General features: G+C 68.3%; 22 protein-coding genes. 4 read left to right on the forward strand and 18 right to left on the reverse strand.

What is annotated here, in order from left to right; translation table 11 throughout:
• Window positions 1–4 precede the first annotated feature (4 nt).
• From VFK57_01190 to VFK57_01250, 13 genes are all read right to left on the reverse strand, one after another.
• Window positions 5–1372, reverse strand: coding sequence for a nucleotide sugar dehydrogenase (locus tag VFK57_01190; GenBank protein ID HET7694293.1), 1368 nt, complete (start codon window positions 1370–1372; stop codon window positions 5–7).
• 12 nt (window positions 1373–1384) lie between these two features.
• Window positions 1385–2635, reverse strand: a complete 1251-nt coding sequence (locus VFK57_01195) for an XrtA/PEP-CTERM system-associated ATPase (protein ID HET7694294.1) — start codon at window positions 2633–2635, stop codon at window positions 1385–1387.
• Window positions 2636–3724, reverse strand: a complete 1089-nt coding sequence (gene yvcK, locus VFK57_01200; GenBank protein HET7694295.1) for a uridine diphosphate-N-acetylglucosamine-binding protein YvcK — start codon at window positions 3722–3724, stop codon at window positions 2636–2638. It lies immediately after the preceding gene.
• Window positions 3724–4479, reverse strand: coding sequence for a phosphocholine cytidylyltransferase family protein (locus tag VFK57_01205; GenBank protein HET7694296.1), 756 nt, complete (start codon window positions 4477–4479; stop codon window positions 3724–3726). Before VFK57_01205 ends, yvcK begins: the two co-directional genes overlap by 1 nt.
• A 3-nt stretch (window positions 4480–4482) precedes the next feature.
• Window positions 4483–6015, reverse strand: a complete 1533-nt coding sequence (locus tag VFK57_01210) for a flippase (GenBank protein HET7694297.1) — start codon at window positions 6013–6015, stop codon at window positions 4483–4485.
• Window positions 6012–7388 (reverse strand): TIGR03013 family XrtA/PEP-CTERM system glycosyltransferase, encoded by a 1377-nt coding sequence (locus VFK57_01215; GenBank protein HET7694298.1) that lies wholly within the window; start codon window positions 7386–7388, stop codon window positions 6012–6014. Before VFK57_01215 ends, VFK57_01210 begins: the two co-directional genes overlap by 4 nt.
• Before the next feature lie 19 nt (window positions 7389–7407).
• Complete coding sequence (locus tag VFK57_01220) at window positions 7408–8346, reverse strand: CpsD/CapB family tyrosine-protein kinase (GenBank protein ID HET7694299.1); 939 nt, start codon at window positions 8344–8346, stop codon at window positions 7408–7410.
• 17 nt (window positions 8347–8363) lie between these two features.
• On the reverse strand, window positions 8364–9821 hold the full coding sequence (locus VFK57_01225; GenBank protein ID HET7694300.1) for a GNVR domain-containing protein: 1458 nt from the start codon (window positions 9819–9821) through the stop codon (window positions 8364–8366).
• The gene (locus VFK57_01230) at window positions 9821–11020 is read right to left on the reverse strand and encodes a hypothetical protein (protein ID HET7694301.1); all 1200 of its coding nucleotides are present in this window, start codon (window positions 11018–11020) and stop codon (window positions 9821–9823) included. Before VFK57_01230 ends, VFK57_01225 begins: the two co-directional genes overlap by 1 nt.
• An 8-nt stretch (window positions 11021–11028) precedes the next feature.
• Entirely contained in the window at window positions 11029–11652 is a 624-nt protein-coding gene (locus VFK57_01235) for a polysaccharide biosynthesis/export family protein (GenBank protein ID HET7694302.1), read from the reverse strand.
• A gap of 12 nt (window positions 11653–11664) precedes the next feature.
• Window positions 11665–12093, reverse strand: a complete 429-nt coding sequence (locus tag VFK57_01240) for a hypothetical protein (GenBank protein ID HET7694303.1) — start codon at window positions 12091–12093, stop codon at window positions 11665–11667.
• Window positions 12090–13283 carry a sigma-54 dependent transcriptional regulator gene (locus tag VFK57_01245; GenBank protein ID HET7694304.1) on the reverse strand — a complete coding sequence of 398 codons (1194 nt, stop codon included), beginning with the start codon at window positions 13281–13283 and terminating at the stop codon, window positions 12090–12092. The genes VFK57_01240 and VFK57_01245 overlap by 4 nt, the downstream gene beginning before the upstream one ends.
• Window positions 13284–13426: 143 nt before the next feature.
• Window positions 13427–14986: a sigma-54 dependent transcriptional regulator gene (locus VFK57_01250; protein HET7694305.1), complete on the reverse strand. Its 1560-nt coding sequence runs from the start codon at window positions 14984–14986 to the stop codon at window positions 13427–13429.
• Between the two features lie 186 nt (window positions 14987–15172).
• Between VFK57_01250 and VFK57_01255 the strand changes: the two genes are divergently transcribed.
• Together VFK57_01255 and VFK57_01260 are read left to right on the forward strand one after the other, a co-directional pair.
• Complete coding sequence (locus VFK57_01255; GenBank protein HET7694306.1) at window positions 15173–15391, forward strand: hypothetical protein; 219 nt, start codon at window positions 15173–15175, stop codon at window positions 15389–15391.
• Window positions 15392–15628: 237 nt separating this feature from the next.
• Complete coding sequence (locus VFK57_01260) at window positions 15629–17416, forward strand: hypothetical protein (protein ID HET7694307.1); 1788 nt, start codon at window positions 15629–15631, stop codon at window positions 17414–17416.
• On the opposite strand, the gene VFK57_01265 is transcribed toward VFK57_01260, so the two are convergent.
• The 3 genes from VFK57_01265 to VFK57_01275 all read right to left on the reverse strand — a co-directional run bounded on the left by VFK57_01265 (window position 17406) and on the right by VFK57_01275 (window position 21190).
• The gene (locus tag VFK57_01265; protein ID HET7694308.1) at window positions 17406–18218 is read right to left on the reverse strand and encodes a class I SAM-dependent methyltransferase; all 813 of its coding nucleotides are present in this window, start codon (window positions 18216–18218) and stop codon (window positions 17406–17408) included. The two genes, VFK57_01260 and VFK57_01265, sit on opposite strands and share 11 nt — an antisense overlap.
• Before the next feature lie 49 nt (window positions 18219–18267).
• Window positions 18268–20334 (reverse strand): endonuclease/exonuclease/phosphatase family protein, encoded by a 2067-nt coding sequence (locus VFK57_01270; protein ID HET7694309.1) that lies wholly within the window; start codon window positions 20332–20334, stop codon window positions 18268–18270.
• Between the two features lie 175 nt (window positions 20335–20509).
• Complete coding sequence (locus VFK57_01275; GenBank protein ID HET7694310.1) at window positions 20510–21190, reverse strand: HAMP domain-containing sensor histidine kinase; 681 nt, start codon at window positions 21188–21190, stop codon at window positions 20510–20512.
• Between the two features lie 80 nt (window positions 21191–21270).
• Between VFK57_01275 and msrP the strand changes: the two genes are divergently transcribed.
• Window positions 21271–22260 (forward strand): protein-methionine-sulfoxide reductase catalytic subunit MsrP, encoded by a 990-nt coding sequence (msrP, locus tag VFK57_01280; GenBank protein HET7694311.1) that lies wholly within the window; start codon window positions 21271–21273, stop codon window positions 22258–22260.
• On the forward strand, window positions 22261–22848 hold the full coding sequence (locus VFK57_01285) for a protein-methionine-sulfoxide reductase heme-binding subunit MsrQ (protein ID HET7694312.1): 588 nt from the start codon (window positions 22261–22263) through the stop codon (window positions 22846–22848).
• On the opposite strand, the gene VFK57_01290 is transcribed toward VFK57_01285, so the two are convergent.
• Both VFK57_01290 and VFK57_01295 read right to left on the reverse strand, forming a co-directional pair.
• On the reverse strand, window positions 22795–22989 hold the full coding sequence (locus tag VFK57_01290) for a hypothetical protein (GenBank protein HET7694313.1): 195 nt from the start codon (window positions 22987–22989) through the stop codon (window positions 22795–22797). The two genes, VFK57_01285 and VFK57_01290, sit on opposite strands and share 54 nt — an antisense overlap.
• Before the next feature lie 6 nt (window positions 22990–22995).
• Entirely contained in the window at window positions 22996–23865 is an 870-nt protein-coding gene (locus VFK57_01295) for an SPFH domain-containing protein (GenBank protein ID HET7694314.1), read from the reverse strand.
• Between the last annotated feature and the right edge of the window lie 27 nt (window positions 23866–23892).

Consider the following 23892-nt stretch of genomic DNA (forward strand, 5'->3'; position numbering starts at 1 on the left):
GCAATCACGCAATGGCGACCTTCTGGCCCTCCGCAGTCGACGGCGCGCGCGGCGCGCCGAGCTTGAACACGTTCGGGTGCGGTTCCTTGATGGCGTTCCGCGTGTCGACGATGAGGTCGGCCTCCTCGACGAGCGCCTGGTAATCGAACGCCTTGTGATCGGTGATGATCACCACGCAGTCGTACTGCCCGATGCTTCCCCGCGTCAGGTCGACCGCCTTGATGTCGTAGCCCCCCGACCACTCGCGGCCGTGCACCTCGGGCACCCACGGGTCGGCGTAGGAGATCCTGGCGCCGCGCGCCAGCAGCAGGCCCATCACGTCCATCGCCGGCGACTCGCGCATGTCGTCGATGTCTTTCTTGTAGGCGACGCCGGCGATCAGGATGTTCGAGCCGTTCACCGCCTTGCGCCGCGTGTTCAGCGCTTCTGCCACCTTGTCGACGACGTACTGGGGCATGCCGGCGTTGATGTGCCCGGCCAGCTCGATGAACCGCGGATCGAAGCCGGTCTGCTTCGCCTTCCACGACAGGTAGAACGGATCGATCGGAATGCAGTGGCCGCCAAGGCCCGGCCCCGGGTAGAAGGGCATGAACCCGAACGGCTTGGTCCGGGCGGCGTCGACGACTTCCCAGACGTCGATGTGCATGCGGTCGCACATCAACGCCAGCTCGTTCACCAGGCCGATGTTGACCGCCCGGAACGTGTTCTCCAGGAGCTTCACCATCTCGGCGACGCGCGTCGAGCTCACCGGGACGATGGTCTGAATCGCCGTGCCGTAGAGCTCGGCGGCGAGCGACGAGCAGGTGGGGGAGAAGCCGCCGACCACCTTGGGCACGTTGTGGGTCTGGAACGTCGGGTTGCCGGGATCGACCCGTTCGGGCGAGAAGGCGAGGAAGAAGTCGACGCCCGCCTTCAGGCCGGTCGCTTCCAGCATCGGCTGCACCACTTCGTCCGTCGTCCCCGGATAGGTCGTCGACTCGAGCACGATCAGCATGCCCGGGTGGAGGTATCTGGCGATGCCCTCCACCGCCGAGACGATGTAGGACATGTCCGGGTCCTTCGTCTTGCGCAGCGGCGTCGGCACGCAGATGTTGATGGTGTCGAGCTCCTTCACGACGGCGAAGTCGGTGGTGGCGTCGAGCAGCCCCTTCGCGTGAAGCGCCTGGACGTCCGCGGTGGCGACATCCGGGATGTAGGAACGGCCGTCGTTGATCGACTGGACCTTGCGCGCGTCCAGATCGATACCGGTGGCGTGGAAGCCCGCCTTGGCGAGCTCGACCGCGAGCGGCAGTCCGACATAGCCCAGGCCGACCACGCCGGTGCGGGCGCGGCGCGACCGAATCTTTTCACGAAGGGTATCCGCCACTGACATTGATCGAAGCTCCTATGAAGGTGAAACACCGAGCATAAACCGTTTGAGGCGCCTCCAGAACGTTCCTGTTTCGTAGGCCGCCGGCGCACCTCCGGCGACCTGGAACCGCAGGGAAGCGCTCTCGATGGCGGGAGCCGGCGCGCTCCGCTGCGCGCGGAGCAGGCGGTACTCCTCGGCCAGCACGCGCCGCTGCTCGGCCAGCTCTGCCTCGCGCTGGCGCACGAGCGCCTCGCGCCGCTCCAGCTCGCGGCGCACCTGTTCGGCGCCCGCGTCAAGCGTCGCCGCCGCCGCGCCGCTCGTCGCGACCGCGACCGGCTGGCTGAGCGGCGCGGATCGTGCCGCCGGCGGCGGCATCGGCGGCGCCGCTATCGTGCGGGCCGGCGCCTCGACGGCCGCCGGGGCGTGCACCACGTCCCGCCGCGCCGGCGCGTGCGCGGTCGAGGCGGGCGGCAGGACGCCCGTGGTCTCGAGCTCGTCGAGCACCTCGAGAATCACGGGAGCGTCGAACGTGTGCCGCTCCTCGGCATAGCCGAACACGAGCGCCGCGTCGCAGATGACGTTGATGATGCGCGGCACCCCGCCGCTGCGTGCGTGAATCAGGTCGGTCGCCGGCCGCGGGAACACCATCGGCGTCCCGAGGGCGGCATGCCGCAGCCGGTGGTTGATGTAGTTGAACGTCTCGCCGGCGTCGAGCGGCGGCAGGTGATAGCTGACGGTGATGCGCTGACGCAGCTGCTCGAGCTCGGGGGCGGAGAGTTTGTCCCGCAGGTTCGGCTGCCCGACCAGCACGACCTGCAGCAGCTTGGACTTCTCGGTCTCGAGATTCGACAGCATGCGCAGCTCTTCGAGCGCGCCGAGGCCGAGGTTCTGCGCCTCGTCGATGACGAGCAGCACCAGGCGTCCCGCCAGCCGCTGATCGACCAGATACTGCGACAGCTCGCGCACCATCAGCGGCTTGCTGCGGCCCGACGGATCGAGGCCGAAGTCGATCATGATCGACTCGAGCAGCTCGCGCGGATCGAGCATGGTGTTGACGATCCGGCCGACCGTGGTCTGGTTGTCGACGTTGCGCAGCAGCGCCTGCAGCAGCGTCGTCTTGCCGGAGCCGATTTCCCCGGTGATGACGATGAAGCCGGCCTGGCTCTCGAGGCCGTAGCGCAGGTAGTCGAGCGCTTCCTGGTGCACCCGGCTCGGATACAGGTATTCCGGATCCGGGCTGAGCGCGAACGGGCGCTCGCGCAGGTTGTAGAACCGTTCGTACATCTAAATACCTCCGACCTCGGCCCGCGCCGTGAAGGCGCCGAGCTTGCCGTGCGCGACCGCGGTAATCGCCGCCGCGAGGCGCTCCGGGTGATGCCGGATCTTGCCGGCGGGATGTTCCGAGACGAGCGGCACGCCGAGGGCGCGCACGCCGAATCGCTGCAGCGCGTTCAGCTCGAACGAACCGGTGACGATCGGGCTCGCGCCGCGCTCGCCATACGCGGCGGTCAGCGCTTCCGGTACGGGCATGGTATTGAAGATCACGCAGTCGAAGAGCTGGCGTCCGAGATGCCGCTCGATCGTCAGCAGGTGATCGAGCACGCTGAAATTGTCCGTCTCCCCGGCCTCGGTCATCAGGTTCGCCACCAGCACCCGGATCGCGCGCGACTCGAGCACCGCCGCGGTCACGTCCGGCACGAGCAGCGGCGGCAGGATGCTGGTGTAGAGGCTCCCCGGGCCCGCGACGATCACATCGGCGCGGCGGATCGCATCCACCACGCGCACCGAGCACGCCGGCCGCTCCGGCAGCAGGCTCAGGCGGCCGATGGTCCCGCCGGCCCGCGCGATCGCCGTCTCGCCGCTCAGCACGCGGCCGTCGGTAAATTCGGCGACCAGCGTCACCAGCTCGGACGTCGCCGGCAGCACGACGCCGCAGACGCCCAGCATGCGCGCCGCCGCGTCGACGGCCTGCGCGAAGTCCCGCGTTACGTCGGTCAGCGCCGCGATCAGCAGGTTGCCGATGGCGTGGCCGTTCAACCCCTCGCCGGTCTCGAAGCGGTACTGAAAGATGTCGGCGATGTCGGAGTTGCTCGCCGAGAGCGCCGCCAGGCAGTTGCGGATGTCGCCCGGCGGGATCATGTTGAACTCGGCGCGCAGCCGTCCCGAGCTGCCGCCGTCGTCCGAGGTCGCCACCACCGCGACGAGACGATCGCGAGACGCGTCGGTCGCGCCGTCCGGGAAGAGGAGCGGCCGCAGTCCGCGGAGCACGTTCGGCAGTCCGGTGCCGCCGCCGATCGCGACGATGCGCGGCGCACCGCCCGACCGCGGATCGGCCTGCGCCGGGATCGGACGCACGCGCGACTGCGGGATCATCAGGACACCCGCCCCCCGGCTGTCGGGACGATCGCGCGATCGATTGCGGGCAGCACGTCGCGGATCGCGCGCTGGTAGTCCTCGGGGAAGTCGATCTCGATCCACGGCAGTCCGCGCGTGCCGAGCGCGTGGAGCGGCCGCGTCTGTGCGTATTCGGCGAACGCTTTCGGCGCCCAGTCGCGCAGACGGCCGGAGGCGACGATGCGGCTCAGGATACCGACCAGCTCCGGCGCGGCGCCGGGGCCGAACTTGACGATGCCGAGGTTTTCGCCGTCCGCCTCAGCCGGGTCCATCGCCTTGGACATGTCGAGGATCCGTCCGCCGCGGACCTTCACCTTCATTTCCTCGTCGCCGTAGGGCGGCTGTCCGGCTTGGCGATAGGCGATGAGTAGCGCGGCGTCGTGGTGGGTAGCCAGCAGGTCATCCAGCAGCTCTGGATGGAAAAGAACGTCACAGTTCAGCACCACGAACCCCTGATAGAGCAGAGCTCGTGCCGTCCACAGCGAATAGAGGCTGTTGGTTTCCGCAAACCGGGAATTCACTACGTACGTCACGTCGGGCCCGCAGACGTCGCGGACCCGCTCGGCCTGGCACCCGGTCACGACGACGATGTCGTTCAGTCCGGCATTGCGCAGCGTCTGGATCTGGCGTTCGATGAGCGTCGCGCCGCCTGCCTCGACCAGGCACTTGGGCTTGTCGCCGGCTGTGCCGTTGAGACGCGATCCTTTTCCCGCCGCCAGAATGACGCCCTTCATGATTTACGTCGCGAGCTCCCAGATACGGGCGGTGTAGACCGCGCGGTCGCGCCGGCCCACCGCGAGAATGAACAGGCCGACATACAGCAATCCGGCGGCCGCCGCCTCGGCAAGCGCGACCGGCAGCGTCTCGGTCCCGCGATGAACCAGGGCCAGCGCCAGCGCGACCACGACCGCGGGCCAGACCGCCGGCCACACGGCGCGCCGCACCGCCTCCGCCACGGACACGCGCACGCGGCGGCAGGCGACCGGGAAGGTGAGAAAGACCGCGGAGAACAGAATCGGCACCAGCGTGCCGATGGCGACGCCGACCAGGCCGAACCGGCGGATCAGCGCCGCGCTCATCGCCACGTTCGCCACCGCCGTCCCCAGGTTGACGAACGCGAGATAGCGCACCTGCCCGGATCCCTTGAGCAGGGTCGTGCTGGTCGCGTTGCCGACGCGGAACGCCACCGCCAGCGCCAGCACCTGGACGACCGGCGCGGCCGCCAGCATCGCGGGACCGACCCAGCCGCGCACGATCGGCTCGGCGAGGACGATCAGCACGATCGCGATCGGGGTGACGGTCGCGAGCGACAGGCGGGTGCCTTCGATCAACACCGTCTGCAGCCGCCGGGTCTGCTGGCTCACGTCGGAATCGACGATCAGCGGGAACAGCACGGTGTTGCTCTGATTGGTCAGGCGCTGGGTGGCCGAGATGATGCGATCGGCGACCGCCCAGATCGCGACCGGCGCCGCGCCGAGGAACACGCCGATGACGACCTCGTCCAGCTTGTAATTGAGCTTGTTGGCCCAGTCGATCATCGAGGCGTAGATGCTGAACCCCGTCACCTCGCGAACCCGGGCGCGGCGGAAGAGCGACGGCCGGACGTGCAGCAGCGGAAACACCTTGTAGGCGTTGCGCCAGTAGATGAGATACGTGGCCAGGCGTACCGCGGTGGTCGCGGCGACGAGCGGGATCAATCCATAGCCCATCAGCACCACCGCGACGTTGACCGCGGCGACCACGGCGCTGCTCGCGATCGCGACCACGTTGTTGATGTCGTAGCGCTGGAAGCCGGCGCAGATGCCGCCGAAGGTGGAGAACCCGAAATTCACCGCGGCGTTGAGGCCGACGATCAGCAGGATCCACTTGCCGGTCTCGGCCTGCGCCGGCGTGATGTTGAAGAACTGATCGAGGTTGAACGCCAGGCCGACGACCAGCGCGTAGACGAGCAGGCCGAGGGCCGAGAAGAGCACGAAGATCGTGCTGGCGATCTCGTTCAGGCCGCGCGCGTCCCGCTGCGACCGGTACTGCGCGACGAACTTGACCATCGCGCCGCCGTAGCCCAGGTCGAGAATGGAGAAGTGGACGGTGATGCCGGCGGTCAGCATCCACAGCCCGTACGCCTCGGCGCCGAGATGATGCAGGTTGAAGGGCAGCGTGAGCAGCCCGATCGCCATCTCGACGACGACGAACAGGTACCGCGTGCCGACGTTGCGCGCCAGGGTCCGCAGCGGCTGATCCGCCTGGACCGGCCACGCGGCGTCCGTCACGCCGCCCCCTTCCCGAAGAGCACCACCTTCACCGTGTCGAAGACGATCGTCAGGTCGAAGAACACCGACAGGTGCTTGATGTAATAGAGGTCGTAGCGCAGCTTCTCCATCGCATCCTCACGCGAGGAGCCGTAGCGGTACTTCACCTGCGCCCAGCCGGTCAGTCCCGGCTTCACCGCATGCCGCTGCTGGTAGAAGGGGATGTCCTGCGCCAGCTGCTCGACGAAGAACGGACGCTCGGGGCGCGGCCCGACGAAGCTCATGTCGCCGCGCACCACGTTCCACAGTTGCGGCAGTTCGTCGAGGCGGGTCTTGCGGATGAACCGGCCGACGCGGGTGACGCGGTCGTCGCCGTCCCGCGCCCAGACCGGGGTCCCCCCCTGTTCCGCGTCCTTCCGCATCGAGCGGAACTTCGACAGGACGAAGGTCCGGCCGTTCTCGCCGACACGCTCCTGGCGGTACAGCACCGGCCGGCCGTCCTCGAGCAGCACCAGCAGCGCCGTCAGCAGCATCAGCGGCAGCGTGACGATGGCCAGCGCCAGCGCCAGCGTCAGGTCGATCGCCCGCTTCATGAAGCGCGTCACGCCCGAGACGCGGAAGCCGTCAGAGAAGATCAGCCACGACGGCCGCAGGTCGTCGATCAGGATCTTGCCGGTCACCCGTTCGTAGGTCGTGGTCGCGTCTTCGACGCGGATCCCCGCCATCTTGGCGCGCAGCAGCTCCTCGACCGGCAGCTTGCCGCGCCGATCGGACAGGCCGACGACGATGCGGTCGACGTGGTGCTGCGCGATCAGCCGATCGAGATCCGCCGGCGTGCCGACGATCGCCGGGTTGACGATGCGCTCGCCGATGCGGGACGGATCGTCGTCGATGAAGCCGATGACGCGATAGGCGAACTCGTGCTGATCGAGAATCTGCCGCGCGACCTTGCGCGCGGTCTCCCCGGTGCCGACGAAGAGCACGCGCTCTTCGTCCAGCTTCAGGGAGCCGGTCACGCTGTTGAAGGCGAGACGCCAGCCGAGGATGGCGACGAGGAAGACGAACAGCGCCGAGACGAAGATGCCGTTGCCGATCATCAGATCGGGCTGGACGAAGTAGAGCGCCGCGAGCACGATCGAGGCGGCGCCGGCGGCCTGGAGCAGCCGGACGACCAGCTCGCGGTTCGAGTGCACCAGGGTGAGATCGTAGAAATCGTTGTAGTAGAGGCACAGCTGGCAGATCAGCGTCACCACCGCGATCTTCCACAGGTTCGCCGCGAGATCCGGCGTGTCCTGGAAGGCCGCCGCGAGCGCCACCGACCCGAAGATCAGCAGCAGTTCGCCGCCGAACACCGTCAGGCTGCGCATCGAGACGTACCGGTTGAAGAGCTGCATGACCGCCCCCTGACTCCCCCTAGCCCGCCGCGTACCGGTAGCCGGCGTACCGGTCCGGCACGCCGGGCCCGCCCGCGTCGTTCAGCACCAGCCCGAGCACCTTCGCCCCGTCGACGCTGATCAGCGCGCGCTCGATGTCCGGTTTCGGCGTGACGCCGGCCCGGACGATCATCAGCACGCCGTCTGCCATGGTCGACGCGATCGGCACGTCGGCGAGCGGCGCCGCCGGCGGCATGTCGATGAGGATGCGATCGAAGCGCGTGCGCAGGGTCTCGAGCACCCGGCGCATGCCGGACGACCCGAGCAGCTCCGCGGGCTGCGTCGGCACCAGTCCCGCCGGCAGCACCGTCAGCCGGTGGTCGGGGATCATCACCAGCGCCTCCTCGAGCGCCGCGCCGCCCATGAGGACGTCGCTGAGGCCCGGCGTGTCGGCAAGGCCGAACAGCGTGTGCTGCGACGGCCGCCGGAGATCGGCGTCGAGCAGCAGCACGCGGTGCTGCGGATCGTGCGCCATCGTCAGCGCCAGGTTCGCCGCGGTGAGACTCTTGCCGTCCCCCTTGTTCGGGCTGGTGACGATGATGGTCCTGCACGGCCGTCCGTTCTCCGCGCGGGTGACGCGGGTGCGCAGCAGGCGGTACTGCTCCGCGGCGACCGACTGCGGCGCGATTGCGGCGACGAGCCGCGGATCGATGTGGCCGTGCGCGTGCCGCGGGGCGGCGATCGGGGCGGCCGGCTCCGCCGCGGGGGCCACCGCCGGCGGCGGCGCGACCGGCGCGAAGCCGATGTGCGGCGGCGGCGGTTCCACCCGCGGCAGCGGCGCCGGGTCGACCAGGGGAGGCTCGGGCTCCACCAGCGCCTGCGCGACCGCCGTGTTGGCGCGATCGGGGACAATCGGCCGCGTGCGATGCACGCTGCCGTCGCGCTCGGCCTTCTTGAGGATCTCCTGGATGCGGCTCATCTGTCGTTTCTCCTGCTTCAGGCGGTGATCCGGGGAATCTCGCCGAGGACCGGGACTTCGAACTCGCTCTGCAGCGCGCGCGAGTCATGGACCGATCGATCGAGGAATTCGCGGCCGAGCGCGGCGATCGCGCCGAGCACGAGTCCGGCGACCAGCGCCACGCCCATGATCTTCAGCGGCTGCGGCTCGATCGGCGTGTCCGGCAGGAAGGCCGGATACAGAATGCTGAACCGCTCTCCCCCCTGCTTGCGCGCGACGTCTTCGGCGACGCGCGCGTTGTTCAGGCGGGTGGTCAGATCCGCGTAGCGGTCGCGCTCCGCGTTGTAGTCCCGCGTCAGCGAGGCGAGCTCCTGCTCGACGACCGGAGCGGCCTCGACGCGGCTCTGGTACTCGCCGATCTGGCGCTGCGCCGACGCCGAGGCGTTCTGCAGCTCGCGGATGCGCAGCCGGGTCATGTCGCGCTCGGTGAGCTTCTGCCGGTACAGCGGGTCCGCCTTGAGCAGCTCCTCGCGGTTCGACGGCGCCTGCTCGCGCGAGGCGGACAGGTCGGCGCGGGCCTGCTTGATCTCGGCCTGGAGCCGCTCGATCTCCGGATGCTTGTCCTTGTAGCCGAGCGCGCGGGCGCTGGCGAGCTGCGATTCCAGATCGTCCACGCGCTTCTGCGACGCCTGCGACGCGGCGATCGCCGCCGTCGTCATCGACTCGGCGCCGACCCCCTGGCGCATCTGATCGAGCTGCCCTTCGATGAGCGACAGCCGGTCCTGCTCGGCGCGGATCTGCATCGAGATCGACTCGAACTGCGTGCGGGCGCCGTTCACCATCTGGACGTTGGCGCCGATCTGCTCGGGCAGCCGACCGATGTAGTTCTGCTTCTTGCCGCGCAGCTTGTTCTCCAGCTCGTTGAGGCGCGCCTGGGAGGCGTTCAACTGCTGCTCGAGCACGTCCGCGGAGTTCTCGGCGCGGATGGTCTGGAACTTCGAGTTCTCTTCGACGAACACCGTCGCCACGCGGTTGGTGATGCGCTGGGCGCGCGCCGGGTCGCGATCGGTATAGCCGATATAGAACAGATCGATGCCCCGCGTCGGATCGGGACGGCCGTTCAAGCCGATCGGCGGCGGCACTTCGATGTTGCGCGCCAGGTTGTCGCGCAGCCACAGCGCCACGTCGGCGGCCGGCGACTTGGGATTGATCTGCTCTTCGCGGATCACCCGCTCGAGGACGGTCGGGCTGAGCAGCAGCTGCTGGACCGCGCGCTGCCGTTCCGACGGATCCATCGAGCTGACGCCGCGCAGCAGATCGGGGGACAGCGTCGGCGACTGCATGCCGATCGCCGCCTTCGACAGATACTTCTTCGGCCACACCGCCACCACCGCGCCGCCGAGCGCGATGCACGTGATCAGCGGCACGATGAACCACCACTTGCGGCGGTTCGCGACCGACAGGTAATCGAGCGGGTGAAACGACTGCTGATCCATTAGCGAATCCTCACGGGTTCAGAGACCACGAACTGCACGCCGACGATGTTGCGGCCGATGCGTCCGCCGGCCTGGCGGGTGTCCTGCCGGCTGAGCGCGTGGTAGCCCTCGATGCGGAACCAGCGCTGCACCGCGTAGCCGACGACGGTGTTGAGCCACGCCGACTGCAGCGGCAGGAATGCCGGGTCGAACGGGTCGCTGCGGTGCCACGATGCCGATTCCTGGATGTAGAGGCGGTTGCGCGCGAGCGGCATCTGGATGTAGCCGCGCAGCGTCTCGGTCTGATTGGTGCCGCCGAACGCCACCGACGGCACGTAGCTGCGCCGGAACTCCGCCCCCACGGTGGCGCGCGGGGCGCGGTGAATCAGCTCGGCGCGCACGTACGGCCCGGTGCGGCTGTCGCCGCGGGTGCGATCGTTCAGGTGCGCGACGCCGCCGGCGGCCTCGAAGTTCGTCACTTCGCCGACGCGGTACCGCACCACCACGCCGGCATCCTGGAACGTCTGGTTGCGCAGTCCGTCGTTGAGGTCGGCCCACCGCAGCTCGTACTCGCCGCCCAGGGACACGCGCTCGGTGAGGCGGCGGCTGAGGCTGCTCCGCACGCCGTTGACGATGCCGCCGGTCAGCGGCGTGTCCTCGCGCATGAAGTCGACCCAGGTCACCTCGTAGCGCGCCGTGAAGTCGGTGCTCCGCGAGAGCCGCGCCTCGAGGCCGCCGGCGAGGTCGTTGTAGCGCGCGCCGCCGCGGAGGAACGGCACTCCGTTCAGCGGCAGCCGATCGGTCGTCGGCACCTGCGCGAAGTTCTCCGTCACGAACACCGTCAGCCGCCGCGTCACCCGCTCGCGCAGCGTGAAGAAGGCGCGGTGATCGAGGCTGTCGAGCGCCCCCAGGTCCACGTAGCGCCGCAGGAACCCGCGATAGCCGCCGCTCAGCGTCGTCCGCGGGCTGAAGTAGTCGATCTGCCCGAACGGCTCGATCTGGAACAGCGTGTCGGAGGGAATCTCCTGGCCGACGCCCGGCGACGTCAGCGTCACGTTGCTGTCGTACAGCGCGCCGAAGACGACTCCGGGCGTGAACGTCCAGCCGGGGATGTTCCAGGACGGAAACTCGGTCGTCTGGTCCTGCGCCGCGGCCGGTGCGGCCCAGAGCGCGGTCCCGAGGACGGCGGCGGCGACGCCGCGGAATGAACGGGATAGCATCATCGCCTCTACTTGACGATCACCGTGTCGCCGGCCACCAGCGCCAGCGGCTCGCGGCGGCTCTCGTCGTCAATCGCTTCCTTGTAGTTGAAGCGGAGCGTCTGCATGCCGCCGGCGCCCTTGCGCAGCACGCGGATGTCTTTCTTGTTGGCGAAGTCGGTGAAGCCGCCGGCCATGGCGATCGCCTGGATGATCGACATCTGTCCGGTGGTGATCGGCAGCGCGCCGGGCTTGTTCACCTCGCCGGTGACGTAGACGACCTGGGGCATCGTCTCGGTCACGATCACGGTGACGACCGGCTTGGCGATGTATTCCTCGAGCTTGCCGGCGATGGCGTCGCGGAGCTCGACGGAGGTGCGGCCCGCCGCGGGAATGTCGCCGAGCAGCGGCAGCGTGATCTTTCCGTCCGGGCGGACCTGGAGCGACTGCGAGAGCTGCGTGTCCTTGTAGACCTCGATGCGCAGCTTGTCCCCCGCCGCCAGCCGGTAGTCGGGGGCGGTGCTGTAATTCGTCGCGGCCGGGGCCGGGCGCGACGGCGACGCTGAAGCGCCCGACGTCCCGACGGGACCCTGCGCCCGCGCGGCGGCGGGCAGGAGCGCGAAGGCGAGAGCGGCAACGATCAGTGTCTTCATATCGGGCATCCTCTATTGAGCTTGAGCGGTTCCATGAGCGTCCGGACGCCGCAGCGTCCGCCGCGCCTCCGTCGCGACGCGGCGCAGGGTGGCGACGTCGGATCCATGCGTGGGGCAGCAGGCCGCCCCGACCTCGAGATCCATCGGCGCGGTGAACTGGTAGTGCTCGAGCCGCCCCATGAGGCGTTCGATCACGCGCGACGAGTTCGGCAGATCGGTGTCGAGCAGGACCATCCACAGTCCGGCCTCGTCGGTGGCGAGCAGATCGGTCTCGCGCAGCTCGGTGCTGACCAGCCCGGCGGTCTCGCGCACCGCCTCCTCGCGGGCCTCGGCGCGCGGCTGCATCAGCACCAGCGTCACGAAGTTCTGCGAGCGCGCCGCTCGCTTGAGCTCGTTGGTGAGCACGAAGTCGAAGGTTTCCGGGGTCAAGACGTCACTCACGATGCTTTGTCGAGCTCCGCTTCCTTGATCTTGTAAAGGAGGGCCTTGTAGCTGATGCCCAGGATCTCGGCCGCCTCGCGGCGGTTCCATCGCGTCTGCTGCAGCGTGCGGTAGATCAACTCGCGTTCCGCTTCCCGCGCGGCGGTGCGGCCGATGTCCTTCAACGATCCGCACAGCGGGACGGGCGGCGGCGCCGCGGCGAGCGGTGCAGCGGGCCGAGCCGGTGGGGCGGCGGCCGCCGGCGGCGCGGCGGGCACCGCGGCCGACGAAGCGGCCGCCGCCGTGGCCTGCTCGAGGATCGGGATCGGACCGACGCGGAGCGCCCGGCTGGCGATCGCGTCGGCCACCTCGCGGCGGATCTGCGTGTCGGTGCCGAGGATCACCATCCGCTTGATCAGGTTCTCCAGCTCGCGGACGTTGCCGGGCCAGTCGTACTCGGCGAACAACCGCAGGGTGTCGGTCGCCATCGCCATCGGCGGCTTGTTGTAGTGCTGCGAGTAATGCGCGAGGAAGAACTGGGTGAGTCTCGGAATCTCGTCGCGGCGCTGCCGCAACGGCGGGAGCGTGATGCAGACGACGTTGAGACGGAAGTAGAGATCTTCGCGGAACTGTCCCTCGGCGACCGCCCCCTCGAGGTCCCGGTTGGTCGCGGCGACGACACGGACGTCCACTTTTACATCCTGCCGTCCGCCGAGACGGGCGAACTCGCCGTCCTGCAGAACCTGCAGCAGCTTCGACTGGAGCCCGAGCCCCATCTCGCTGATTTCGTCCAGGAACATCGTTCCGTGGTTGGCGAACTCGAACTTGCCGGGCTTGTGCTGAATGGCGCCGGTGAACGCGCCGCGCTCGAAACCGAAGAGCTCGGACTCGAGCAGCTCCGAGGGAAGGGCGGCGCAGTTCACCTTCACGAACGTCCGCTCGCGCCGCGTCGACGCGTCGTGGACCGCGCGCGCGACCAGTTCCTTGCCAGTGCCGCTCTCGCCGCGCACGAGTACGGTGACGTCGGTGTCCGCCACGCGATCGATCAGGTCGCGCACTTCGCGCATCTGGCTGCTGCCGCCGAGCAGTTCGGTGTAGAAGCGCCGCGACGCCGCATGTGCCTGCGACTCGCCGGTGAGATTCACCGGCGGCGAGGAGGGAACCTCACCTTCGCGGCGGCCGGAGAGCCGTGGCTGCGTGGGCGAATGCACACGCCCAGTTCAGCAAGGCCAGTGCCACGACAGTAAGAGTTTGGAATTATTGAGGAATCCGGCGGACGCTGCCGGACAAACGCAGAGGTGGGAACCGCGCTACCGAGAGTGAAACGGTAGCGCGGTACTTACTGTGTGGCGGATCAAACCCTCGAGATGCCGCACTCCTTGATCTTGTTGAGCAGCGTCTTATAGCTGACCCCGAGGATCTGCGCCGCCTTGCGGCGGTTCCAGTGCACCTGGCGGAGCGTCTGCTCGATCGCCGCGCGTTCGGCTTTCATCGCCGCGGCCTTTGCCACTGACGCCAGCGAACCGTTGCCGTTGCCCGGTTCGCTCGCCGCGTGCTCGTCCGCCTCCGCCTCGTCCGCAGCCTCGTCGGCGGGCGCCGCGGGAAGCGGAGGCGGGAACGGAATCGGCGGCACCGCGGCATAGCCCGGCACGCCGACCGCAGCCACCGCGGCGGCCGGCACGGCCGCCGGAGCCGCCGCGGCTGCAGCGGCGGCCGCGTTCGCCATCGCGCGCTGCATGTTCCGCTCGATCTCGCGGATGACGAGCTGCTCGTCCTGCAGGATCACCACCCGCTTGATCATGTTCTCGAGCTCGCGGATGTTGCCGGGCCAGTCGTACTGCATGAACAGCTGATAGAGGCCTTCGGACAGCGGCCGCGCGGCACGGTTGTACTTGCGCGCGTACCGGGCGATGAAGAAGTCGATGAGCGTCGGGATCTCGTCGCGCCGCTCGCGCAGCGGCGGGACCGTCAGCTCGATGACCTTGAGCCGGTAGTACAGGTCCTCGCGGAAGTCGCCGCTGAGCATCATCTTCTCGAGATCGCGATTGGTGGCGGCGACGACGCGAACGTCCACCTGGACGCGCTTGTTGCTTCCGAGCTTGGTGAACTCGCCGTCCTGCAGGACGTGGAGCAGCTTGGCCTGGAGCGCCGGCTTCATCTCGCCGATCTCGTCGAGCATCAGCGTGCCGGTGTCGGCCTGCTCGAACTTGCCGATGCGGGTGTTGGCGGCGCCGGTGAAGGCGCCGCGCTCGTGGCCGAACAGCTCGCTCTCGAGCAGCTCCGCGGGCAGCGCGGCGCAGTTGACCTTGACGAACGGCCGGTTGCGGCGCGTGGATCGTTGATGAATCGCGCGCGACACCAGCTCCTTGCCGACGCCGCTCTCTCCACGAATGAGCACGCCGACGTCGCTGTCGGCGACCTGTTCGATCACCGTGGCGATCGCCCGCATCTTCTCGCTGTTGCCCCAGACGGCGCGGTCTTCGTCGTCCGAGAGCTGCTGGCGCAGCTCGCTGAGCTCCGACACCAGCCGGTTCTTCTCGATGGCGTTCTTGATCGCGACATCGAGCGCGATTTCGCCGAGCCCTTCGGGATCGTCCGGTTTGACGACGTAGTCGGCGGCGCCGAGGCGAACCGCCTCGACTATGGTGGAGGCCTGGTTGCGGCCCGAGAGCATGATGACCTGCGCCTCGGGGCGGGACGCCTTGAGCGCGCGCAGCGTCGCCATACCGTCGAGGCCGGGCATCATGACGTCGAGCAGCACCACATCGGGCGGCTCGTTCTGTTTCATCGAGGCGAGCAGTTCGTCGCCGCGCGTATAGCATCGCGCTTCGTAGCCGCGCAGCGAGAGAAAGGTGCGCAAGTACTGAGCGAAGCCGGCATCATCATCGACAATCGCGACGTATGGTTTCTTCATCGTGTATCAGGAGACTGCGTTTCGAGACCGGGTGTCCATCCAGTTTCCCACATCATTCAAGACTCGTACCTCAACAGCCGACGAAGTGGCCAGCGGATGAAGAAAGTTGTGTAGCGGCTTGCCTCTTTTCCGCGGATTTCGCGTGGCACCGCGCTTGATACTCCGGGAGGCGTGAGGAAAAGGGTTATGCGTAAGTATCTGGCTTCCACTGCGCTGGTCGGGTGCGCACTCGCGGCATCGCCGCTGGGCGCCGCGCCCCAGCCGGCGGAAGCGGAGACCACGGCGACCGTCGCCGTGCAGCAGGTGCGGGTGCCGCCGCTCGGCGGCATGCGCGACGAAGCCACGATGGTTCTGGTCGGTACCGCCCTGATCGGTCTTGCCGCGGCGGTGCGCCGCGCCGCCTGAGTCCATTCTTCCGCGGCTTTCACGTCGTCCGCGGCATTCCTGCGAGACCTCCGGCCCGTCTGCGGCGTATGTCCGCATCCGCGGCCGGGGCCTCGGGAATCTCAGCTCAGCCGTTATCGGGCGCGCCGTGTGTACACCTCAGGCATCGCAATTGCCTCGGCGCTGGCCATGACGCCCCGGATCCCGGTTTTCGCAGCGATAATTGTGTCGCTCTCTCCGAATTTGTGTTTTGCGGAGGTGCGATACGTACGCGCCGGCGACGATTTACAGGCGGCGCTGAACGCGGCGCGCCCCGGCGACGAGCTCCGTCTCGCGCCGCAGACGACCTTCACGGGAAATTTCGTACTGCCCGTGACGACGGGGAGCTCGACCATAACCGTCCGCACCGACCTCGCGGACAACGAACTCCCCGGCCCGCGTCAGCGGGTGTCACCCGCGACCGCCGCCCGCTTCGCCCGCATCGCGTCCCCGAACTCGGCCGCGGCGCTTCGAACCGCGCCGGGCGCGCACCACTGGCTGCTGAAGTTCCTCGAGTTCCCCGCTACTAAAGATGGATACGGCGACATCATCCAGCTGGGGGATGGATCCGACGCCCAGGTGGACCTCGCCCAGGTGCCCTACGAGATCGAGCTCGATCGCGTGTACGTCCACGGCGATCGGGTGCAGGGACAGAAGCGGGGCATCGCGCTCAACGCCCGTGCGGTGACGATTCGCAACTCTCACGTCAGCGACATCAAGGGCGTCGGCATCGACACACAGGCGATCGGCGGATGGAACGGCCCCGGACCGTTCCTGATCGAGAACAACTATCTGGAAGCGACCGGGGAAGTCGTTCTGCTCGGGGGATCCGATCCGGCGATCCCGAACCTGGTCAGCAGCGACGTCATCGTCCGCAACAACCACATGACCCGGCCGATGGCGTGGCGGAACGACATCGTCCCCGCGCCGGGAGGCGTCGCCGCCGTTGGCGCCGGAAGCGGATCGCTGCCGGCGGGCGTCTACGCGTATCGCGTCGTCGCGCGGCAGCCGTCCGGCGCCGGGACCGTGGCCACGTCGCTGCCGTCAGACGAAGTGACCGCCGTCGCGAGCAGCGGCGCGATCACCGTGACGTGGAATGCCGTGCCGGATGCGACGGAGTACCAGGTGTACGTGCGCAACCCGGCGGGAGCGACACAGTACTGGAGCGTCAGCGCTCCGAGTTTCGTGCACAACACGACGGCGGGGGGGCGATCCGGCACGCCGCCCGCCTCGGCGACGAAATGGCAGGTGAAGAACCTGTTCGAGCTGAAGAACGCGCGTCGCGTGAAGATCGAATACAACCTGTTCGAGAACAACTGGCAGGCGGCGCAGCCCGGTTATGCGATTCTCTTCACGCCGCGGAACCAGGGCGGGCAGTGCACCTGGTGCATCATCGAACAGGTCGACTTCAGCAACAACATGATCCGGAACGTCGCCGGCGGCTTCAACATCGCCGGCTACGACTCGAACGGCGTCACCGGTCAGACCAACACGATCACGATCGCCAACAACGTCATCTACGACGTGACCACCGCGATGGGCGGCGCCGGCTGGCCGTTCCTCGTCGGCGACGCGGTCCGCGATCTCACCATCGAACGCAACACGATCGACTTCGACGGCACCACGCTGCTGTACGCCTACGGCGGCACCAAGTCCGCGCCGAGGCAGATGCCCGGCTTCCGCTTCTCGAGCAACGCGACGCGCCACGGGCAGTACGGGATCAACGGCGCGGACGCCTCGACGGGAACGCTGACCATCCAGATGTATTTCCCCGCGTCGGTGATCACCGGCAACTGGATCAGCGGCGGCAGCAGCTCGCGCTATCCGGAAGGAAACTCGTTTCAGGAGCCGTTCGAGATCAAGTGGCCGTCGGCGGGCGATCCCATCCTGTTCGCGCAGGGGCCGGGCGCGAACCTGCGGCTGCTCGTCAACATCATGGACAACGTGCAGAAGGGGCTGATGGTGACCGCGCCGGTTCGTCCCGACAGGGTCCGCGTCATTTGGTGAGCGCAATCACGCGAATCGACGCATAGCGCCCGAGCCCCGGCAGCCGATCGAGGAGCCACCGATCCCACGCGTACAGCGTGCGCCAGTATTTCTTCACGACCGGCAGCAGCGGACCCACCTGGACATGAGGCAGGCCGAAGGCCCGCACCGACACCGACGAGAACCCGTTCGCGAACCGCCGCAGCTCGGCGTCCGTCAGCGGCCGTTCGTACGGCGAGATGTCGGGCGCGCGATAGGGAATCAGCGATCGCACGAAGCGGAGCACCGCCGAGTTGCGCACCGGCTCCTGGAAGATCGCGCGGCCGCCGGGTTTGAGAACGCGGCGCACTTCCTTCGAGACCAGATCGAGATCCAGGTGGTGCAGGATGGCGATGCCGAACACCACGTCGATGGAGTCGTCGGGGAACGGCATGTCGTGCGCGGATCCGGCGATGAACGTCGCGGCGTTGGCGCGGCCGCTGAGCGAGAGCCGCCGCTTGCCGAGCCGCAGCAGGTCCTCGGAGATGTCGATTCCCCAGACGTGAGCGCCCCGGCCGGCGAGCAGGGCCGTGTTCGCCCCCGAGCCGCACCCGAAATCCACCACCCGTCTGCCGTCGACGTCGCCCAGAAGGGCGTACGCGTACTCGAGTGGGTAAGCGGTGTGAACCGGCGGACTGGCGTAGCGCGCGAAGGTGCCGGCGCTGACCCGCAGCTCCTGATCGCTGGTGAGCGTGGCTTCGACGGAACTGCGCGTGATTTCGGCGCGTTCCCACTGCTGCATCGACTCGGCGCGGCTCGGCGACAGCACGTCGGCACGTGGCATGGCCGGCGACGATGCAAGATTCGGGCTGAGCCGTTCGACCGAAGCTCAGCTACTTGACGATGGACGCGCTGGTCACGCCCGCGCCCAGCGACAACAGACTGGTGTCGGCGACGAGCGGCGAGGCCGCGGCGACGCCGCTCGTATACACGAGCGTGCCGTTGCGGTAGTACTTCACCACGCCGCCGAACACCGAGATCCCGAACACGTCCGAGGCGGTGAACGTGCCTTCGCGCCGGTACGTCCCTCCTTCGCGGATCTCGAATCCGCCCCTGTCGCTGAAGCTGAAGGCGTAGTCGATCGCGTAGCCGGTGTTCGTGCCCGCATCGCGGCCGAGCCCGACGACGAGGCGGTAGCCGCTGCTGACGGTGAACCTGAACGTGGCGTCGGCGACGGCCTGGGTGCTCACCGCGCCCGCGTCGGGACAATCGGCGCACCCGCGCACCTTCCACAGCTCCGCGCCGTTACTCGACGCGTTCACGAGTTGCGTCCAGGTCACGGCGCCCGTCGACGCCGGCGGGGGAGGCGCCGGCGCCGGTGCCGGCGCGCCGGCGTTCACTTCCGCGTAGATCGTCGCGTCGTTCTTGCCGGCGCCGGGCGCGGCCGTGAAGAACTGCACCGGCGACAGCACGATCTGATCGATCGACATGCCGTCCTCGCGGACCTGCACGCGCAGGCGCTGGGCCGGCGCGTCGAAATAGATCACCGGGCCGAGAACCGCGATGCCGTATCCGTTGTCCTGCCAGCCCCAGCCCGCCAGTCCGGCGCCGGATCCTTCTTCGACGCTGACGACGGACGCCGAGGTCGTGCCGATGCGGAACGCCGGCAGCCCGTCGGCACCGAGGCTGCCGCTGAACTGCACGAAGGTGGAGTCATTGGTCCACGCATCGTTCTGCGCGCGTCCGCGGATCCACAGGCGATAGGCGCGGCCGGTCTGGGCGGTGAACGGCAGCTCGAAGTAGCTCGCGGGTGCGGCGGCCGCGGTGGTGAGCTTCGCCGCCCCGGCATCCGGGTTCGCGACGCGGGCGCCGCCGGCGGCGGAGGCATCCGCCACGATCGTCCACGCGCTGCCGACCACCGACGCGTTCTTGGCGTGCAGCACGATGTTGTCGGCGTTCGACACGATCGGCGTCGGCAAGGGAGAGGGCGCCGGCGGCGGCGCGGGCGTTCCGGGGTACGGCACCGTGACCAGGACGCCGAAGTGATCGGACGGGGCCGCATCGCCGGGAGGGACCTTGCCGAACCGCGTCATCGCGAGTGCCGGAAAGTACGCCGGCGTCCAGGCGTAGTCGATGCGCTTGAACGGGTAGCCCTCGGGATTGCCGCACCCGGCACGGTTCACCATGCCGGTGTACCCCTCCACCGATCCGTTCACCGACGGCCAGGCGTCGACGTAGCCGGCGCTGCGCAGCGCGCCCAGCGCGGTGTTGTTCGGCGTCTGGCTGCAGACCATCGCCGATCCTTCCCACACGTTCAGATCGCCGACGAACACGTGCGGCTGCCCGGCGGAGGTCGAGGTGAGGAACTGCGCGGTCTGCTGGGCCTGTTTGTTGAAGACCGCGTCCGCCGACGTGCCGCTGCCGTACCAGTGCGCCGCGTAGACCTGCATGGACTGCGTGCACGCCGCGTCGAGGCAGACCGGCGCGCGCACCACCCACATGGTGTCGGTCGGCATCAGATTCTGCGTGGTATCGAGCTGCAGCCATTGTTCGGCGCCGGCGAAGCCGTAGCGGGACACGATCGCGACGCCGTTCTGTTCGCGCGTCGCCGACGTCCAGCCGAGCGCCTTGCGGACGCTTTCGGGGGACGCGCAGACGGTGCCCCATGCTTCGTTGAGGGCGAGCGCGACGACCGACGGGTCGCCCAGCGCGCGCGTCAGCTCGGCCTGCACCGCGCCGGCGCCCCAGGCGTTCAAGGGCTGCGAGGGATCGGTGCAGTTGGTGGAGTCGGTGTACGGCGCCGCGTGGCCGGGCAGCGCGGCGATGCCCTTGCCGGCGCGCACGTTCCAGAGACCGACTTTGACGACCGCGTCCGCGCCGCTGGCAGAAACAGCGTGCGCGCTCGCGGCAAGGAACATCAGGGCGGACGCGTACACGCGCCGCCGGTTCGAACGCTTCATCAGCGTGTTCCCGGCCCGAAGGTTAGAAGTGTTGTGAGTGAGCGCGGTGGTGCGCGCGCCGGGAGTGTAGCAGATCCGCTGCCGGACCGGCGATGGAAATTCGCGAGGAATTCTGCGCGAGCGCGATCAGGCGCGCACCGCGATGTTCAGGAAGAGAACGATCCGGTTACGGAATTCAGGCGTGGCTCAACAGTATGCGCGCGCCGGATTTGCGTCCGTCCGGCGCGGCGGCGATCGTCGCGCCATGCGCGTTGAGGACCCGGCGCGCGACCGCGAGCGTGAGGCCGACGCCGCCCCGCCATTCGTCGAACACGCCGCGTGCGTCGGGCGCTTCGGCCCCGAGCGCGTCGATCGTGGCGGGATCGCCGACCAGCAGTTCGTATGCGCCGCCGGACCGGCGGCCGCGGACGACGAGCGGATCCTCGCCGATGAGCTCGCGGCGGAGCGCCGCGACGATCGAGGTGAAGGCCTGGGTCAGTCGAACCGCGTCACCTTCGAACTGAAACGGCTCGCCGGGCAGGTCGAGCGTCACGGGCACGTCGCGGTCGGGCAGCGGCGGCAGGCTCTTCACCGCATCGGCGAGCAGGGCGTTGATCTCCACCGGCCCCTTGTTGAGCGGCGCGGTTCCGGCTTCGAGATTCGACAGTTCGCTCACCTCGGCGAGCAGCGCGGACAGCCGCGCGCACGACTTTTCAGCCTCTTCGAGCAGCTTCCGCTGCTGGTCGCTCAGCGGGCCGGCGCGCTCCTTCAACAGCATGCGGATGTAGCCGGCAACCACCGTCATCGGCGTGCGGAACTCGTGCACGGAGAGGGAAAGCACCTTGGGCCAGCGCGGATCGGTCGCGGGGACGGACATCCTGTTCATTGTATCTGGCTCTCCGTGCCGCGCTGGAATGCCCGGCCGGGATCGGGTGTTTAATAGGGCAGAGGCCAGCGATGTTGATCAAGAAGGCGGCAGATCTGAAGTATTCCGACGTGACCGACGAGCGGATCTACCTCCGCCGCCGCGAGTTCCTGCAGCTTGGCGCCGGCCTGGCCGGGGCGGCGGCGGGCGCCGCCGTCGTGGCCTGCGGCAATAGTTCGCTCGATGCCGCCATCGGCGTGGTCGGCGCCGATCCCGCCGCCCAGACGCCCATCCCCAACATCGCCAAGCGGATGGTGACCACCACCGAGCCGCTCAACAAGTTCGAAGAGATCACCGGCTACAACAACTATTACGAGTTCGGCACCGGCAAGGGGGATCCGGCGAAGTACGCCGGTCAGTTGAAGACCTCCCCCTGGACGGTCTCGATCGAAGGCCTGTGCAACAAGCCGGGCACCTATGCGCTCGAGGACCTGATCAAGACCGCGGATCTCGAGGAGCGCATCTATCGCTTCCGCTGCGTCGAGGCCTGGTCGATGGTGATCCCCTGGGTCGGCATCCCGTTCGCCGCCGTCATCAAGCGCGCCGAGCCGCAGCCGAAGGCCACGTTCGTCGAGATGCAGACGGTGCTGCGCCGCAACGAGATGCCGGGGCTGCGCGAGGGCGGCCTCAACTGGCCGTATACCGAAGGCCTGCGTCTCGACGAGGCCATGCACCCGCTGACGCTGCTCGCCGTCGGCCTCTATGGCCGGACGCTGATGAACCAGAACGGCGCGCCGATCCGCCTCGTGGTGCCGTGGAAGTACGGCTTCAAGAACGTCAAGTCGATCGTCAAGATCAAGTTCGTCGACAAGATGCCGCGGACGGCCTGGAACGACGCCAATCCGGGCGAGTACGGCTTCTACTCGAACGTCAATCCGGCCGTCGATCATCCGCGATGGAGCCAGGCGACCGAACGCCGCATCCCGAGCTACTTCAAGACCACGAAGACGCTGATTTTCAACGGCTACGCCGATCAGGTCCAGTCGCTGTACGCCGGGATGGATCTTCGCAAGTTCTACTGATTGATCAGGCTCGCGAAGGTCATCGTCTTCAGCGCCGCGCTCGTGCCGGCCGGACTGCTGATCCGCGGCATGCTCGCCGGCAATCTCGGCGTCAATCCCGCCGAGACCGTGCAGCTCGAAACCGGCCGCTGGGCGCTGAAGTTCCTGTTCCTCAGCCTCGCCGTCACGCCGGTGCGCCGGCTCACCGGCTGGAATCCGGCGATCAAGTTCCGGCGCATGCTCGGCCTGTTCGCGTTCTTCTACGCCACCCTGCACCTGCTGGCGTACTGGTCGTTCGATCTGGGGTTCGCGCTGGCGGCGATGGCGGCGGACGTGGCCAAGCGGCCGTTCATCGCGTTCGGGTTCACGGCGTTTCTGCTGATGCTGCCCCTGGCGGTGACATCGACCCGGGGGTGGATCCGGCGGCTGGGGAAGCGCTGGTCGCAGGTGCACCGGCTGGTCTATGCGGCGGCGATCTGCGTGGTCATCCACTTCGCGCTGAAGGTGAAAGTCTTCACCGGCGATCCCGTCGTCTATACGGCGCTGCTCGCGGTCCTACTTGGATTTCGCGTCCTCTGGTGGCTGCGAACCGCCCGGCGGCCCGCCTGACCGCTTGCCGTCCTTGAGCGCCTTGCGCAACAGGAACTCGATCTGGCCGTTCAGGCTGCGCAGATCGTCATCCGCCCAGCGCTGAACGGCGTCGAGGATGTCGCGATCGATCCGGAGGAGAAAGGGCTTGCGCTCGGCCACCGGCGCTTATTGATAGATCGTTCCGGCGTTGATGACCGGCTGGGTCGAGCGCTCGCCGCAGAGCACGACGAGCAGGTTGCTGACCATCGCCGCCTTCCGTTCGTTGTCCAGCGTGACGATCTCGCGCTGCGAGAGCATGTCGAGCGCCATCTCCACCATGCCGACGGCCCCTTCGACGATGCGCTGCCGCGCGGCGATGATCGCGCCGGCCTGCTGCCGCTGCAGCATCGAGGCGGCGATTTCCGGCGCGTACGCGAGATGGCTGATCCGTGCTTCGATGACCTGCACGCCGGCGCGCGCCAGGCGGTCCTGGATCTCCTTCTTGAGGTGCTCGGCGACGCTGGCGGTGTGTCCGCGCAGCGAGATCCGCTCGTCGTCGTGCGAGTCGTAGGTGTAGCTGGTGGCGAGATTGCGCAGCGCCGCCTCGCTCTGCACCTTGACGTAGTTGTTGTAGTCGTCCACTTCGAACACCGCCTCGGCGCTGTCGACGACCTGCCAGACGACGACCGCCGCGATCTCGATCGGATTGCCCTCGTTGTCGTTGACCTTGAGCCGCGAGCTCTCGAAGTTGCGCACGCGCATGGAGACGCGCTTCTTGGTGAGGAACGGATTGGCCCAGCGCAGCCCGGGCCGCCGCGCCGTGCCGGCGTAGTCGCCGAACAGCTGCAGCACGCGCGCCTCGTTCGGATTGACCACGAACAGGCCGGCCATGAGCCCGGCGAGCACCACCAGGGCGGCGACGTCGCCGAGCACCAGCGTGCCGCTGTCCTCGCGGACGCCGGCGACCAGGCCGTAGATGGCGAGCGCGGACAAGACCAGCAGGATCAGCAGCACCGGGACGCCGGGCATCCCTTCGTATTGACGTTCGCGAATCATGATCGCGGCCCTCCTCGATGTCAAAGT

This window comes from Vicinamibacterales bacterium, from assembly GCA_035699745.1.
Taxonomy (GTDB): Bacteria; Acidobacteriota; Vicinamibacteria; order Vicinamibacterales; family 2-12-FULL-66-21; genus JAICSD01.

Bases quoted from the DNA above. Each gene is read 5' to 3' on its own strand.
- VFK57_01215 (HET7694298.1), bottom strand. From the start codon at position 7,388: ATGCAGCTCTTCAACCGGTACGTCTCGATGCGCAGCCTGACGGTGTTC.
- VFK57_01250 (HET7694305.1), bottom strand. From the start codon at position 14,986: ATGAAGAAACCATACGTCGCGATTGTCGATGATGATGCCGGCTTCGCT.
- VFK57_01295 (HET7694314.1), bottom strand. From the start codon at position 23,865: ATGATTCGCGAACGTCAATACGAAGGGATGCCCGGCGTCCCGGTGCTG.
- VFK57_01190 (HET7694293.1), bottom strand. From the start codon at position 1,372: ATGTCAGTGGCGGATACCCTTCGTGAAAAGATTCGGTCGCGCCGCGCC.
- VFK57_01235 (HET7694302.1), bottom strand. From the start codon at position 11,652: ATGAAGACACTGATCGTTGCCGCTCTCGCCTTCGCGCTCCTGCCCGCC.
- VFK57_01265 (HET7694308.1), bottom strand. From the start codon at position 18,218: ATGCCACGTGCCGACGTGCTGTCGCCGAGCCGCGCCGAGTCGATGCAG.
- VFK57_01230 (HET7694301.1), bottom strand. From the start codon at position 11,020: ATGCTATCCCGTTCATTCCGCGGCGTCGCCGCCGCCGTCCTCGGGACC.
- yvcK (HET7694295.1), bottom strand. From the start codon at position 3,724: ATGATCCCGCAGTCGCGCGTGCGTCCGATCCCGGCGCAGGCCGATCCG.
- VFK57_01275 (HET7694310.1), bottom strand. From the start codon at position 21,190: ATGTCCGTCCCCGCGACCGATCCGCGCTGGCCCAAGGTGCTTTCCCTC.
- msrP (HET7694311.1), top strand. From the start codon at position 21,271: ATGTTGATCAAGAAGGCGGCAGATCTGAAGTATTCCGACGTGACCGAC.
- VFK57_01220 (HET7694299.1), bottom strand. From the start codon at position 8,346: ATGAGCCGCATCCAGGAGATCCTCAAGAAGGCCGAGCGCGACGGCAGC.
- VFK57_01195 (HET7694294.1), bottom strand. From the start codon at position 2,635: ATGTACGAACGGTTCTACAACCTGCGCGAGCGCCCGTTCGCGCTCAGC.
- VFK57_01205 (HET7694296.1), bottom strand. From the start codon at position 4,479: ATGAAGGGCGTCATTCTGGCGGCGGGAAAAGGATCGCGTCTCAACGGC.
- VFK57_01270 (HET7694309.1), bottom strand. From the start codon at position 20,334: ATGAAGCGTTCGAACCGGCGGCGCGTGTACGCGTCCGCCCTGATGTTC.
- VFK57_01255 (HET7694306.1), top strand. From the start codon at position 15,173: ATGCGTAAGTATCTGGCTTCCACTGCGCTGGTCGGGTGCGCACTCGCG.
- VFK57_01225 (HET7694300.1), bottom strand. From the start codon at position 9,821: ATGGATCAGCAGTCGTTTCACCCGCTCGATTACCTGTCGGTCGCGAAC.